The following is a 14,017-nucleotide window of genomic DNA, read 5'->3' as shown; positions in this document are numbered from 1 at the left end:
GCGCTTGGACTGCCAACAGGGCCGCCAGTTCGCCACTAGACTGATTGGCGTGAGTTTGACGCCCGCCGTCTATCCCGGCAACCGGAAAGGGGCTGCGCCGAGTCGCTTGGGCGCGTTAGGATGGCGCCCATTGCACGGCTTATGACGAGGAAGAATATGACGGACGTTACGAAGGCGACGCCGAAGAACATCGAAATTGTCCAGCGCGACTCTGCCTACAAGGGCTTCTATCAGCTCGATCGCGTGCAACTGCGCCACGAGAAGTTCGACGGCGGCATGAGCCGCGTGATCAATCGTGAAGTCTTTGTGCGCCATGATGCGGTGTGCGTACTGCCCTACGATCCGCAGCGCGATGAAGTGGTGCTGATCGAGCAGTTCCGCGTCGGCGCCATGGGGCGTGCCGACAACCCGTGGCTGGTGGAAATGGTCGCCGGCCTGATCGACAAGGACGAGCAACCCGAGGAGGTTGCACACCGCGAAGCCGAGGAGGAAGCTGGGCTGACATTCTCCGCGCTGTGGCCGATCACCAAATATTTCCCGTCGCCTGGCGGCAGTACCGAATTCGTCCACCTGTACCTGGGCCGTTGCGACAGCTCACAGGCCGGTGGTATCCATGGATTGGAAGAAGAGGCCGAAGATATCCGCGTGACCACTTGGGCATTCGAAGATGCCTTTCAGGCTGTGCGCGACGGCAGGATTTCCAATGCAGCCAGCATCATCGCCCTGCAATGGCTTGCGCTTAATCGCGCGGAAGTGAGGGGGCTATGGCAGTAAAGGCACGGGAACGTTACCGGGTTGACCTGATCGGGCTGCAAGCCGCGTGCGAGGCCAACTATGCGCGGCTGATGCGCCTGCTCCCCGACATGCGCCACACGCCCGAGGCGCGGCGCATTGCCGTGACCCACGGCGACCAGATGCTGGGCGTGCTGACCCTGGAAGTCATCGTCAATTGCCCGTACACCACCACCCTGCGCGTGCGCCAGGAGCACAGCCTGCCCTGGCTGCCGGTGCCGCAGCTGGAAGTGCAGGTGTACCACGATGCACGCATGGCCGAAGTGATCAGCGCCGAACACGCGCGACGCTTTCGCAGCATCTATCCTTACCCGAATATGTTCATGCACCAGCCCGATGAGAAAGCACAGCTCAATGTGTTCCTCGGCGAATGGTTGAGCCACTGCCTGGCCCTTGGCCATGAGTTCGAAGTCGTGCGCTAGATGTGAACTGCGTTTGTTTACCTGGGTTTCCTCTTTGTGTCCTGCCCCAGCATAATTGCCTCACCTGTTTATTCCTGTGACCGCTAGGGAGAGCGCCTTGCCGAGCGTATCCGCCATGAACCCCGACGCTGCGCTGTTGGTGCAACTGTCCGACAGCCATTTGTTTGCCGAGGCAGACGTCACGTTGCTGGGCATGAATACCCGTGACAGCCTGCAGCGGGTGATTGATCTTGTGCGCGAACAGCAGCCGTCTGTCGATCTGGTGCTGGCCACGGGGGATCTGTCCCAGGACGGCACACTGGCGTCATACCGGCAATTTCGCGACATGACTGCGCCTATAGGCGCTCCCGCGCGCTGGCTTCCCGGCAACCACGATGAGCCGCAGATCATGGCGAGCGCTGCCGTGCACAGCGACCTGCTGGAGCCGGTGGTTGACGTGGGCAACTGGCGCATCACCCTGCTGGACTCCGCCGTGCCCGGTTCCGTGCCCGGCTACCTGCAGGACCAGCAACTGCAACTGCTGGTCCAGGCCTTGAGTGAAGCACCGAACCGGCATCATCTGGTGTGCCTGCATCATCACCCGGTGTCGATCGGCTGCGCCTGGATGGAGCCTATCGGCCTGCGCAATCCGGACGCGCTGTTTGCCGTGCTTGACCGGTTCCCCCAAGTGAAAGCCGTTTTGTGGGGGCATGTGCACCAGGAAATCGACAGCGAGCGCAACGGCGTGCGCCTGCTGGCGTCGCCGTCCACCTGCATCCAGTTCGCGCCGGGCAGTGAGGACTTCCAGGTCAGCGACCAGGCCCCAGGCTATCGCTGGCTGCGCTTGCATGCCGACGGGCGGTTGGAGACCGGGGTGGAGCGGGTCAAGGATTTCGCCTTTACCGTCGACTACGGCAGCAACGGCTATTAATAGCTGTAAACGCTGAGCAAAAATGTGGGAGGGGGCTTGCCCCCGATTGCGGTGTGTCAGCTGCCACATGTGCTGACTGACACTCAGCCATCGGCGGCAAGCCGCCTCCCACATGGGTTCTCACACAGGCCCTCGATCCCTGTAAACTGCGCCTCTTTGGCCTGAGTCGCGGAGAGCCCGGCATGTCTGCTTCGATCCTTTATATCCACGGTTTCAACAGTGCGCCGGCCTCCAACAAGGCCAGCCAGTTGATCACCGTGATGGGCAAGCTTGGCCTGTCCGAGCAGTTACGTGTTCCGGCGCTGCATCACCATCCGCGTCAGGCGATTCCTCAATTGGAGGAGGCCATCGCAGAACTGGGCAGGCCGCTGCTGGTCGGCAGTTCATTGGGCGGCTACTATGCAACCCATCTTGCCGAACGCCATGGCCTCAAGGCGCTGCTGGTCAACCCGGCGGTCAGCCCCCATCGGATGTTTGACGGCTACCTGGGGACCCAGAAGAACCTCTACACCGATGAAAGCTGGGAGTTGACCCTCGACCACGTCACGGCGTTGGCCGAGCTGGAAGTACCGGCCCCTCAGGACGCCGCGCGTTATCAGGTGTGGTTGCAGACCGGGGACGAAACCCTGGATTATCGCCTGGCCCAGCAGTATTACCGTGCCTGTGCCTTGCGCATCCAGGCCGGTGGCGACCACGGTTACCAAGGGTTCGCCCAGCAATTGCCGGCACTGCTGTGCTTTGCCGGCATTGGCGCTGATCAGTATCAATCCTTCGATTTTTCGTCACTGTAAAAATCGCAGGTCACTTTTTAATCGAACGACTCACGACGAGACCCCATGGCCACTCCCAGCGCTAGCTCTTATAACGCCGACGCCATCGAAGTCCTCTCGGGCCTCGACCCGGTGCGCAAACGCCCCGGCATGTACACCGACACCAGTCGGCCGAACCACCTTGCCCAGGAAGTCATCGACAACAGCGTCGACGAAGCCTTGGCCGGGCACGCCAAGTCGGTGCAGGTCATTCTCCACGCCGACCACTCCCTGGAAGTGTCCGACGACGGTCGCGGCATGCCGGTGGACATTCACCCCGAAGAGGGTGTGTCGGGCGTCGAGCTGATCCTCACCAAACTGCACGCCGGCGGCAAGTTCTCCAACAAGAACTACCAGTTCTCCGGCGGTTTGCACGGCGTGGGTATTTCCGTGGTCAATGCCTTGTCCACGCAGGTCAGGGTCAAGGTCAAGCGCGACGGCAACGAATATCAGATGACCTTCGCCGATGGCTACAAAGCCACCGACCTCGAAGTAATCGGCAGCGTCGGCAAGCGCAATACCGGTACCAGCGTGTACTTCGCGCCGGACCCGAAATACTTCGATTCGCCGAAATTCTCCATCAGCCGCCTCAAACATGTGCTCAAGGCCAAGGCCGTGCTGTGCCCGGGCCTGTTGGTGAGCTTTGAAGACAAAGGCACTGGCGAAAAGGTCGAGTGGCACTACGAAGACGGCCTGCGCTCTTACCTGGAAGATTCGGTCAGCGACTTCGAGCGCCTGCCCAACGCGCCGTTCTGCGGCAGCCTGGCCGGTAACAAGGAAGCCGTCGACTGGGCGCTGTTGTGGTTGCCCGAGGGCGGCGACAGCGTGCAGGAAAGCTACGTCAACCTGATTCCCACCGCCCAGGGCGGCACCCACGTCAACGGCTTGCGCCAGGGCTTGCTGGACGCCATGCGCGAATTCTGCGAATACCGCAGCCTGCTGCCGCGCGGCGTGAAGCTGGCGCCGGAAGACGTGTGGGAGCGCATCGCGTTCGTGCTGTCGATGAAAATGCAGGAGCCGCAGTTCTCCGGTCAGACCAAGGAGCGCCTGTCCTCCCGCGAAGCAGCGGCGTTTGTGTCCGGTGTGGTCAAGGACGCTTTCAGCCTGTGGCTCAACGAGCACCCGGAGTTGGGCCTGGCCCTGGCGGAGCTGGCGATCAACAACGCCGGTCGTCGCCTCAAGGCCAGCAAGAAGGTCGAGCGCAAACGCATCACCCAGGGCCCGGCATTGCCCGGCAAGCTGGCCGACTGCGCCGGGCAGGACCCGATGCGCTCCGAGCTGTTCCTGGTGGAAGGGGATTCCGCTGGCGGTTCCGCCAAGCAAGCGCGGGACAAGGAGTTCCAGGCGATCCTGCCGTTGCGCGGCAAGATCCTCAACACCTGGGAAGTCGATGGCAGCGAAGTCCTCGCCAGCCAGGAAGTGCATAACATCGCCGTGGCCATTGGGGTCGACCCTGGCGCGGCGGACATGAGCCAGTTGCGCTACGGCAAGATCTGCATCCTGGCCGACGCCGACTCCGATGGTCTGCACATTGCCACCTTGCTGTGCGCGTTGTTCGTGCAGCACTTCCGCCCGCTGGTGGATGCCGGTCACGTCTACGTCGCCATGCCGCCGCTGTACCGCATCGACCTGGGCAAGGAAATTTTCTACGCCCTGGACGAAGCGGAACGCGATGGCATCCTCGACCGCCTGGTGGCCGAGAAGAAGCGCGGCAAGCCGCAGGTCACGCGATTCAAGGGCCTGGGTGAAATGAACCCGCCGCAATTGCGCGAAACCACCATGGACCCGAACACCCGGCGCCTGGTGCAGTTGACCCTGGAAGACTTCGCCGGTACCTCGGAAATGATGGACATGCTGCTGGCGAAAAAGCGTGCGCCGGATCGCAAAGCCTGGCTCGAATCCAAGGGCAACCTGGCCGAGGTGCTGGGCTGATGCGCACAGGCGTCGCCCTGGCGATCCTGATGGTGTGCGGGTTGGCGACCACCGATGTGGCTGCCGCGCCCGTGGCTGAGCTCAAGTGGGTGTCGGAACATCCGGTAGACGGCATGCGCGGCGGCAACCTGTCGGGCCTGGCGCTGTGCGGCAAGGACCTGTGGACGGTATCGGACCGTGATGATGAGCAGATTTATCGTCTGGACACCCGCGAGCCGACCTGGAACGCCGAGGTATTGAAGATCGATGTCCCCCCCGTGCCCGAATCCGGCCTGCCGTGGGGGCTGCGCTCGCGCACCACGGCGGCTTCGTTCATTCGCGGTGGGGACCTGGATTTCGAAGGGATCAGCTGTGATGCCGCAGGCAACCGTTACATCGTCAGCGAAGCCCATGCGGCGGTGTTGCAGGTACCGGCAGCCGGTGCGCCCGAGTGGTTGAAAATCGCCCCGGGCATGGTGCGCGAGGCGCGGGCCAGCGGCATGTTGCTGCACTTCAATGCGTTGTTCGAGGGCCTGACGGTGAACCCGCAAGGCAATCAGATCTGGCTGGCCGCCGAGCGTGAGCGCCGTGGCCTGATCTCGATCAAGCGCGGGCAGAGCGTGTGGGATTGCGAGGGGGCTTGCGTATTGTTGAGCGAGGCCGGGCTGGAAGTGCAGCCGGCGCAGTTCACCAACGCCAAAGCCGTGTCCAAGGATTTTGCCGACCTGGCGCTGTTCGACGGCAAGCTGTTTACCCTGGAGCGCAATGCGTTCCAGCTTTGCCGACGCGATACGGTGACGGCCAAGGTTGAGCTGTGCTGGTCGTTTGCCGACGACACCCTGACGCCCGAACGGCGTTACCCCCAGCCCTATGGCCTGGCCGAAGCCCTGGTGGTGGACGCCGACGGCGCCTGGATTGGCATCGACAATAATTTTGGCGCACGTGCCGACGGTGAAAAGCGCCCGGTGGTCTATCGTTTCGCCGCGCCGGCCGGTGGCTGGAGTGCCCAGCCATGAGCCGCGACTTTTTTGAATTGAATCAGCGCAGCGGCAGTTCCGCTGCGCCTTACCCAATGATGAGGCCCGCATGAGTGACATCCTCGCAGACAGCTTAGATGGCGTAGAACGCCGATCGCTGGCTGACTTCACCGAAAATGCCTACCTCAACTACTCCATGTACGTGATCATGGACCGTGCCCTGCCGCATATCGGCGACGGCCTGAAGCCGGTACAACGGCGCATTATCTACGCCATGAGTGAGTTGGGCCTGGACGCCGACTCCAAGCACAAGAAGTCGGCGCGTACCGTCGGTGACGTGCTCGGCAAGTTCCACCCCCACGGCGATTCGGCGTGCTATGAAGCCATGGTGCTGATGGCCCAGCCGTTCAGCTACCGTTACACCCTGGTCGACGGCCAGGGTAACTGGGGTGCGCCGGATGATCCCAAGTCCTTCGCCGCCATGCGTTACACGGAGGCGCGTCTGTCGCGCTACTCCGAAGTTCTGCTCAGCGAGCTGGGCCAGGGCACCGCGAACTGGGGGCCCAACTTTGACGGCACCCTCGACGAACCCCTGGTATTGCCGGCACGTTTGCCGAACATCCTGCTCAATGGCACCACTGGCATTGCGGTCGGCATGGCCACCGACGTGCCGCCGCACAACCTGCGCGAAGTCGCCTCCGCCTGCGTTCGTCTGCTGGATGAGCCCAAAGCCACGGTCGAGCAGCTGTGTGAGCATATCCAGGGCCCGGACTACCCGACCGAAGCGGAAATCATCACGCCGCGCGCCGACCTGCTGAAAATGTACCAAACCGGCAAGGGCTCGGTGCGCATGCGCGCGGTGTATCACGTCGAAGACGGCGACATTATCGTGACCGCGTTGCCGCATCAGGTGTCCGGCGCCAAAGTGCTGGAGCAGATCGCCGCGTTGATGCAGGCCAAGCCGTCGAAACTGCCGCAAGTCGCCGACTTGCGCGATGAGTCCGACCACGAGAACCCGTGCCGCATCGTAATCATCCCGACCAACAGCCGGGTGGATCATGAAGTGCTGATGCAGCATCTGTTTGCCAGCACCGACCTGGAGTCCAGCTACCGGGTCAACGTCAACATCATCGGCCTGGACGGCAAGCCGCAGCTCAAGAACCTGCGCAATCTGCTGGTGGAATGGCTGGAGTTCCGCGTGCAGACCGTGCGCCGCCGCCTGCAATTCCGCCTGGATAAGGTCGAGCGCCGCCTGCACCTGTTGGACGGCTTGTTGATCGCTTACCTCAACCTGGATGAAGTGATCCATATCATCCGCACCGCCGAGCACCCGAAGGCCGAGTTGATCGCGCGTTTCGAACTGAGCGAAATCCAGGCTGACTACATCCTCGACACCCGCTTGCGCCAGTTGGCGCGACTGGAAGAAATGAAGCTGCGCGACGAGCAGGACGCATTGCTCAAGGAACAAGCCAAGCTGCAAGCGCTGCTGGGCAGTGAAGCCAAGCTCAAGAAGCTGGTGCGCAGCGAACTGATCAAGGACGCCGAAACCTACGGCGATGACCGCAGGTCGCCAATTGTCGAGCGTGCTGAAGCGAAAGCTCTGACAGAAACCGAGCTGTTGCCCAACGAGAAAATTACCGTCGTTCTGTCGGAAAAGGGTTGGGTTCGCTCCGCCAAAGGGCATGATATTGACGCCACCGGTCTTTCGTACAAGGCCGGTGATGGCTTCAAGACTGCGGCGGCTGGGCGCTCCAACCAATTTGCAGTGTTTATTGATTCTACGGGGCGCAGTTATTCGGTGCCGGCCCACACGCTGCCTTCCGCACGAGGGCAGGGCGAGCCGCTGACCGGGCGCCTCACGCCGCCACCGGGGGCGAATTTCGAGTGCGTGCTGCTGCCGGACGATGATTCGTTGTATGTCATCGCTTCCGACGCCGGTTACGGATTCGTGGTCAAGGGTGAAGACCTGCAGGCCAAGAACAAAGCGGGCAAGGCGCTGCTGAGCCTGCCGAACAATGCCAAGGTGATCCTGCCGCGACCGGTGGAGGATCGTGAGCACAACTGGCTGGCCTCGGTGACCACCGAAGGGCGTTTGCTGGTGTTCAAGATCAGCGACCTGCCGCAGCTGGGCAAGGGCAAGGGCAACAAGATCATTGGTATCCCGGGAGAGCGGGTGGCCAGTCGCGAAGAGTACGTGACCGACATCGCCGTCATCCCCGAAGGCGCTACGCTGGTGCTTCAAGCCGGCAAGCGCACGCTGTCGCTGCGCCCTGACGACCTTGAGCACTACAAGGGCGAACGCGGTCGACGCGGCAACAAACTGCCTCGGGGCTTCCAGCGAGTGGATGCTTTGTTGGTGGAAACGCCTGCTTAAGGCGAACTAGAGGCCTCGATCTACGATTTAACGCGTAGATCGACGCTTTGGCGCTGGAGTCATGGCGCATATTCACGGATGATATGGCCTTTCCAGCGCCGGCGTGGCCGAGCGTGTTTAGGTTATTTTTAGTATTACATTGTGGTTCGCCTTGTGGCAGCCACCTGGATGGGATGATGACTGCTCCACGCCTTCCTCTATTTTTGATGCTCGCTGGCCTGTTGGGGCTGGCGGGTTGCAGCACGCACCAGCCGGTGTCGCTGTACCAGCTGGACAGCGGAAGTCCGGCTCAGCCGGCACAAACCGCCGGCATGGCGGTCCTGCTGGGTCCGGTTATCGTTGCTGATTACCTGCAACGCGAAACCCTGCTCCAACGTCAGAACGACGGAAGCCTGCAAGGTTCCACGGATGGTCGTTGGGCGGGCAGCCTTTCTTCCGATATCAATCAATTGATGTTGCGTCAGGTGGCCGGTCAGTTGGACAGCCAGCGCGTGGTCCTGGCGCCAGGCCCATCCGGGTTCTCCCCGGATGTGCAGGTGTTGCTGACTATCACGCGGCTTGACTCCGGCAAGTCGCAACCGGCGATCCTGGATGCACAGTGGCGCTTGATCGACCGTCGCGGGCAAGTACGGGACAACCGTATCGTGCACCTGCAGGAAGAACATGCCGGCACCACGGCGTCTCAGGTCCAGGCCCAGGGCGTACTGTTGCAGCACCTGGCGCAGCAGTTGTCGGTGGCGCTCAAGCCGCTGGCCAACCAGCCGCCGATTGCCGAGGCACCGCGCAAGCAGGCGCCGGCGCAGGCCAAGCCCGCAACGCCGGAAAAGCCGAAGATGCCGATGGCAACCCCGATTCGTACGGATCTGGAAGTGTTCAGGTTTTGATCTGAATGCCAGACAAACAAAAGGCCCGCTGAGTAAGCGGGCCTTTTGTTTGCGCTGCAATTTAAGCTGCACCCCACATCAAATGTGGGAGGGGGCTTGCCCCCGATGACGGTGGGTCAGTTAATGCATCTCTGACTGGACTACCGCTATCGGGGGCAAGCCCCCTCCCACATTAATGCCTCATTGTGCTTCAGGGCTTGCGGGTCTCATGCATGCGCGCAAGTTGGCGCTCCAGCATCGACGGATACGGCTCCATCAGGCGCTCCACACAGCTGGCGCCCTCAGGGCTGGCAATCGGGCGGATGCGTGCGCGCTGGCGGATCAGCGTGTCTTCACTGATCTTGCGCTCCACCAGCAGCAGGTTGCGGCTGTGCTGCGACAAGGCCAGGGCGTCCTGGGCAATCTCGGTCAGCAAGAGGTCGATCTGGCTGATGCCGAACAGGCCATCGCCCACCGTCAGGCCCAACTGCAATTGCAATGTAATGCCGCTGTCCGCCACTTCGATCTGCAAGGCATGGCCCAGGGCGCGCAGCAACTCGCCGCAGCAGATGGCGTTGGTCAGGTAGTCTTCGCCGCTGTCTTCGCTGTGGAACAGCATCAACGTGCTGCCATCGTTCAGGGTGTGCAGTTCGCTCTGGTAGAGCGAGGCGGCCTGGTCGAGACAGTCGCGGTAGCGTTCCAGCAATTCCGTCAAGCGGGCGCGGGGCAGGCGGCGCAGTTGGTCCTGGGCACCCAGCTGCACGGCGAGTACGGCGCTGTACTGGGGCTCGGTGCTGTTGGCCGCAAGCGGTTTCGGCGCTACGGCGGGCGCGGTATCGGCGGTATCGCGCAGGTCGGCGAACGGGTCTTCGTCGTCCAGCTCGTCTTCTTCGGCCTTGACTACATGTCGCGGCGCAGGCTTCAAACCCGCCACCGGAGCGCTTTCGTCGAAGCCTGGGTCACGCAGGTCACGCACTTCAAACTCAGGCTCATCGTTGTAGTCGGCGTCGTCGTACTCAGGCTCAGGTTCAACCTCAGGTACAGTCGGCTCCGGGGCGAAGCTGGCATGCAGCTGGCGCGCGAGGTCGCCGATTTCGTCCTGGCGGTCGGTGGCCGGGGTATGTTCGTCGATATCGCGCAGCCAGATGCGCAGTTGCATCAACGGCGTGGAGATATGCCGCCCCAGGCGCAGGCTCAAGGCCAGGGCCAGGGCCAACAGGATCGCGCTCAGGATGCCCATGCTCTGCAGGCTGATGGTCATCGGTTGCTGGAACTGTTGCATGTCCAGGCTGATGCGCAACTGGCCGGCTTTCACATCCTGAAAGGTGATATTGCTCTGGTACAGACCCTCGGCTTCGCCCAGCAGGCCGTTTTTCGGGCGCTGCCCGGCTTCGGCCATGATCCGGTTGTCCACGCTATAGATAGCGGCGTGGGCCACCAACGGGTTCTTGGTCAGGTTGTTGAGCAGCACGTTGAGGCTGAGAATGTCGTTGGACACCAGCAACTCAGTCGCCGAGGTGGCAGTCTGGGTGGTCAGGCTCTCGCCCAGGGCGTCGGCTTGCTCATGCATGGCCTGCTTGAATTGCAAACCCATCACGCAGGCGTAGATCACCAGGGCCAGAGCGACCAGGATCACGTTATGGCTGGCGATGCGTAATGCGATCGGTACACGGCGGTGGCGCAGTGCCCGGAAGATCAGCAGGAAGAAGTTATCGGTTTTTACTGGCGTGGGCCGGTTCACTTGCGCTCGGCTCTTGGTCCGTGAAGTTGACGCGCAGTATAGCGACAGGCCCATGACCGGCAAAGCGCTGGCTGTGCCCGATGGTCACTGAAAGTGGGTAGAATGCGGTTTTTTTCCAGCCTGGGGGTGCGCTTTGCGCGAAATTGTCCTGATCAACATCACAGGTCTTGACCGACCGGGTCTCACCGCTGCCATTACCGGTGTTCTGGCCCAGGGTGGTGTGAACATTCTCGACATCGGCCAGGCGGTGATCCATGACACCCTGTCGTTCGGCATCCTGGTGGAAATTCCCAGCACCGAACAGGCATCCTCGGTCCTCAAGGACATCCTGTTTACGGCCTACAAACTCGATCAGCAGGTGCGCTTCACGCCGGTGTCCGAAGCCGATTACCAGCATTGGGTCGAAGGCCAGGGCAAAAAACGCCATATCGTGACGTTGCTCACCCGCAAGGTCACGGCCGAACAATTGCAGCGCGTCAGCTCGATCACGGCGCATTACGGTTTGAATATCGACCATATCGACCGCCTGTCGGGGCGTATGCCGCTGGACACGCCGGCGGACAAAGGCAAGGGCTGCATCGAGTTTTCGGTGCGCGGGGAGCCGGCCGATGCGCAAGCGCTGCGCGCCGAATTCCTGAGCGTGGCCCAGGAGCTGAATGTCGACATCGCCTTCCAGGAGGATTCGCTGTTCCGGCGCAACCGTCGTTTGGCGGTGTTCGACATGGACTCGACCCTGATCGAAGCCGAAGTCATCGACGAGCTCGCCAAAGCGGCGGGTGTGGGCGAGCAGGTCAGCGAGATTACCGAGCGGGCGATGGCCGGCGAACTGGATTTTCGCGCCAGTTTCAAGGAACGCCTGGCGCTGCTCAAGGGCCTGGACGTGAGCGTGCTCGATTCCATCGGCGCTTCCCTGCGCCTGACCGAAGGCGCCGAAACCCTGTTCGCCGAACTCAAGCGCCTGGGCTACAAAACGGCCATCTTGTCCGGCGGCTTCACCTATTTTGCCAAGCAACTGCAGGCCAAGCTGGGCATTGACTACGTGTTTGCCAACGAGCTGGAAGTGGTGGATGGCAAAGTGACCGGCGTGGCGGTGGAGCCAATTGTCGACGCACAACGCAAGGCGGACCTGCTCAAGGAACTGGCGCATAAAGAAGGCTTGCGCCTGGAACAGACCATTGCGGTCGGCGACGGCGCGAACGACTTGCCGATGCTGGCGATTGCCGGGCTGGGTGTGGCATTCCGCGCCAAGCCGTTGGTCAAGCAATCGGCCAAGCAGGCGATTTCGACCTTGGGGTTGGATGGGGTGCTGTATCTGCTGGGCTTGCGCGACCGTGACGGCCAGCTCTAGCTGAAGAAATACGGGCAAAAATGTGGGAGGGGGCTTGCTCCCGATGGCGGTGGGTCAGTCAATACAGCTCTGACTGGACTACTGCTATCGGGGGCAAGCTCCCTCCCACATTTGGTTCAGCGTCAGGCCTTGGGTGTTGCGATGCCCTGGCCCATCTGCACGGGTGAACCCGCCAGCAACGCTTCGGTCCATTTCACCTGATCCGGCCCGAACAGCACGATAGCGGTCGAACCCAGCTTGAAGCGACCCAGTTCAGCGCCTTTTTCCAGATGGATCGGCGCACGGGCAGCTTCGTCGTAACGGAAGGTTTTCAGTTCACGCTTGGGCGGCGTTACCAGCCCGGCCCACACTGTCTCAATCGATGCCACGATCATCGCGCCCACCAACACCACGGCCATCGGGCCGCGTTCGGTGTCGAACAGGCAGACAACCCGCTCGTTACGCGCAAACAGTTCCGGTACGTTCTCGGCGGTGGTCTGGTTCACCGAGAAAATCCGCCCTGGCACATAGACCATCTCGCGCAAGGTACCGGCCAGTGGCATGTGCACCCGGTGGTAGTCCTTGGGCGACAGGTAGATGGTGGCGAAGTCGCCGCCCATGAACGGCGCAGCCAACGCAGCGTCGCCGCCCAGCAATTCCAGCACGCTGAAGCTGTGGCCCTTGGCCTGGAATACACGGCCATGCTCGATCGGGCCGAGCTGGCTGACGGCACCGTCGGCCGGGCTCAGTACGGCTCCCGGCGTTTGATCCAGCGGGCGCGCGCCGTCTTTCAGTGCGCGGGTGAAGAAGGCATTGAAGTGCTCATAGGCGGTCAGGTCTTCAACCAGCGCCTGGGACATGTCCACCTGGTAACGCTTGGCGAACCAACGGGTGAAGGCATTCTTGAACCAGCGCACGCGGCACTCGGCAATGCAGCCGGCCAGGCGCGAGAGCAAGTGGTGTGGCAGCAAGTACTGGCTGAGGATAAACAACTGCTTTTTCATAACTGTCCTTAAACCTTAAATCTCAACGGGGGTGTCGGGGTGGTTGCCCCATTCGCCCCAGGAACCGGCATAACCTTTGACTCGTGGGTAACCGAGCGCCTTGGCCACCAGGTAGGTGAAGCCAGAGCGGTGGTGAGTCTGGCAGTGGGTGATGATTTCTTTATCGCGGGTCAGCCCGAGGTCTTCGAGGATTTGCGGCATGTCGCGGCGGATGCGCAGGCTGCGCGCTTTGTCCATCCCGGCGGTCCACTCGAAGTTCACGGCGCCGGGGATGTGCCCGGCTTTGGCCGCGAGGACTTTTTCGCCGGAGTACTCCAGCGGGCCGCGTGCGTCCCAGATACCCAGGTCGGCCGCGCCGAGCCGGCTTTGCAGGTATTCGCGGGTGGCGGTGGGGCCGTCGTGCAAGGTGAGGCTGACCGGGCCGCCAGCGGGGGTGGGCACCTCGGTGGACACCGGGTGTTTCTCGTCCAGCCACGCCAGCAGGCCGCCGTCGAGGTAGTGGTATTTCTGATGGCCGATCACGTCGAGCATCCAGATAAAACGCCCGGCCCAACCGCCGCCTTCGTCGTCATACACCACATAGGTGGCATCGGGTGTGTGGCCCAGCTCGCCGAACAGCTTTTCCAGGTCAGCCTTGTGCGGCAGCAGGCCCGGTGCGGGCGGTTGGCCCAACTGGGTGCGCTTGGGGTCAACGAAATGCGCGCCGGGGATATGCCCTTCGGCGTAGCGGGCGGCACTGGTGAGGTCCACCAGAATCAGGTGTTCGGCATCAAGGCGACCTTGCAGGTCGCTGGATTCGATCACCAGCGGCAAACCAGAGAAGTCAGGCATGTGAGGTCTCCTGGGCACAAATGTTGGCGATAAAGGAGGGCGATTGTAGCGCAAGC

The 14,017-nt window shown here is 62.1% G+C and carries 12 protein-coding genes; 9 read left to right on the top strand and 3 right to left on the bottom strand.

The window, feature by feature from the left end:
• Positions 1-156 precede the first annotated feature (156 nt).
• From CIB54_RS05545 to CIB54_RS05510, 8 genes are all read left to right on the top strand, one after another.
• Positions 157-774 carry an NUDIX domain-containing protein gene (locus tag CIB54_RS05545; protein ID WP_101218954.1) on the top strand — a complete coding sequence of 206 codons (618 nt, stop codon included), beginning with the start codon at positions 157-159 and terminating at the stop codon, positions 772-774.
• Positions 765-1,214, top strand: coding sequence for a DUF1249 domain-containing protein (locus CIB54_RS05540; RefSeq protein ID WP_101218952.1), 450 nt, complete (start codon positions 765-767; stop codon positions 1,212-1,214). The genes CIB54_RS05545 and CIB54_RS05540 overlap by 10 nt, the downstream gene beginning before the upstream one ends.
• Positions 1,215-1,311: 97 nt before the next feature.
• On the top strand, positions 1,312-2,124 hold the full coding sequence (gene cpdA, locus CIB54_RS05535) for a 3',5'-cyclic-AMP phosphodiesterase (protein ID WP_065951531.1): 813 nt from the start codon (positions 1,312-1,314) through the stop codon (positions 2,122-2,124).
• Positions 2,125-2,306: 182 nt separating this feature from the next.
• The gene (locus CIB54_RS05530; RefSeq protein WP_065951530.1) at positions 2,307-2,915 is read left to right on the top strand and encodes a YqiA/YcfP family alpha/beta fold hydrolase; all 609 of its coding nucleotides are present in this window, start codon (positions 2,307-2,309) and stop codon (positions 2,913-2,915) included.
• Positions 2,916-2,960: 45 nt separating this feature from the next.
• Positions 2,961-4,865, top strand: a complete 1,905-nt coding sequence (gene parE / locus CIB54_RS05525) for a DNA topoisomerase IV subunit B (protein ID WP_065951529.1) — start codon at positions 2,961-2,963, stop codon at positions 4,863-4,865.
• Positions 4,865-5,860, top strand: coding sequence for an esterase-like activity of phytase family protein (locus tag CIB54_RS05520; protein WP_101218950.1), 996 nt, complete (start codon positions 4,865-4,867; stop codon positions 5,858-5,860). Before parE ends, CIB54_RS05520 begins: the two co-directional genes overlap by 1 nt.
• A gap of 70 nt (positions 5,861-5,930) precedes the next feature.
• Positions 5,931-8,195: a DNA topoisomerase IV subunit A gene (gene parC / locus CIB54_RS05515; protein WP_065951527.1), complete on the top strand. Its 2,265-nt coding sequence runs from the start codon at positions 5,931-5,933 to the stop codon at positions 8,193-8,195.
• A gap of 173 nt (positions 8,196-8,368) precedes the next feature.
• On the top strand, positions 8,369-9,079 hold the full coding sequence (locus CIB54_RS05510) for a PqiC family protein (RefSeq protein WP_065894482.1): 711 nt from the start codon (positions 8,369-8,371) through the stop codon (positions 9,077-9,079).
• 190 nt (positions 9,080-9,269) lie between these two features.
• Here the strand turns inward: CIB54_RS05510 and CIB54_RS05505 are convergent, their stop codons facing one another.
• On the bottom strand, positions 9,270-10,799 hold the full coding sequence (locus CIB54_RS05505; RefSeq protein ID WP_101218948.1) for an AhpA/YtjB family protein: 1,530 nt from the start codon (positions 10,797-10,799) through the stop codon (positions 9,270-9,272).
• A gap of 133 nt (positions 10,800-10,932) precedes the next feature.
• On the opposite strand from CIB54_RS05505, the gene serB reads away from it, so the two are divergent.
• Positions 10,933-12,147, top strand: coding sequence for a phosphoserine phosphatase SerB (gene serB, locus CIB54_RS05500; RefSeq protein ID WP_065951525.1), 1,215 nt, complete (start codon positions 10,933-10,935; stop codon positions 12,145-12,147).
• A gap of 122 nt (positions 12,148-12,269) precedes the next feature.
• On the opposite strand, the gene asd is transcribed toward serB, so the two are convergent.
• Positions 12,270-13,130 carry an archaetidylserine decarboxylase gene (asd, locus tag CIB54_RS05495; protein WP_065934815.1) on the bottom strand — a complete coding sequence of 287 codons (861 nt, stop codon included), beginning with the start codon at positions 13,128-13,130 and terminating at the stop codon, positions 12,270-12,272.
• Between the two features lie 15 nt (positions 13,131-13,145).
• On the bottom strand, positions 13,146-13,961 hold the full coding sequence (locus tag CIB54_RS05490; RefSeq protein ID WP_101218946.1) for a rhodanese-like domain-containing protein: 816 nt from the start codon (positions 13,959-13,961) through the stop codon (positions 13,146-13,148).
• Positions 13,962-14,017 lie beyond the last annotated feature (56 nt).

The organism is Pseudomonas fluorescens (assembly GCF_002837185.1).
In the GTDB taxonomy this organism is placed as follows: Bacteria; Pseudomonadota; Gammaproteobacteria; order Pseudomonadales; family Pseudomonadaceae; genus Aquipseudomonas; species Aquipseudomonas fluorescens_AM.
Note: the sequence above shows the minus strand (reverse complement) of the source record. Positions and strands in the feature narration are given on the sequence as shown.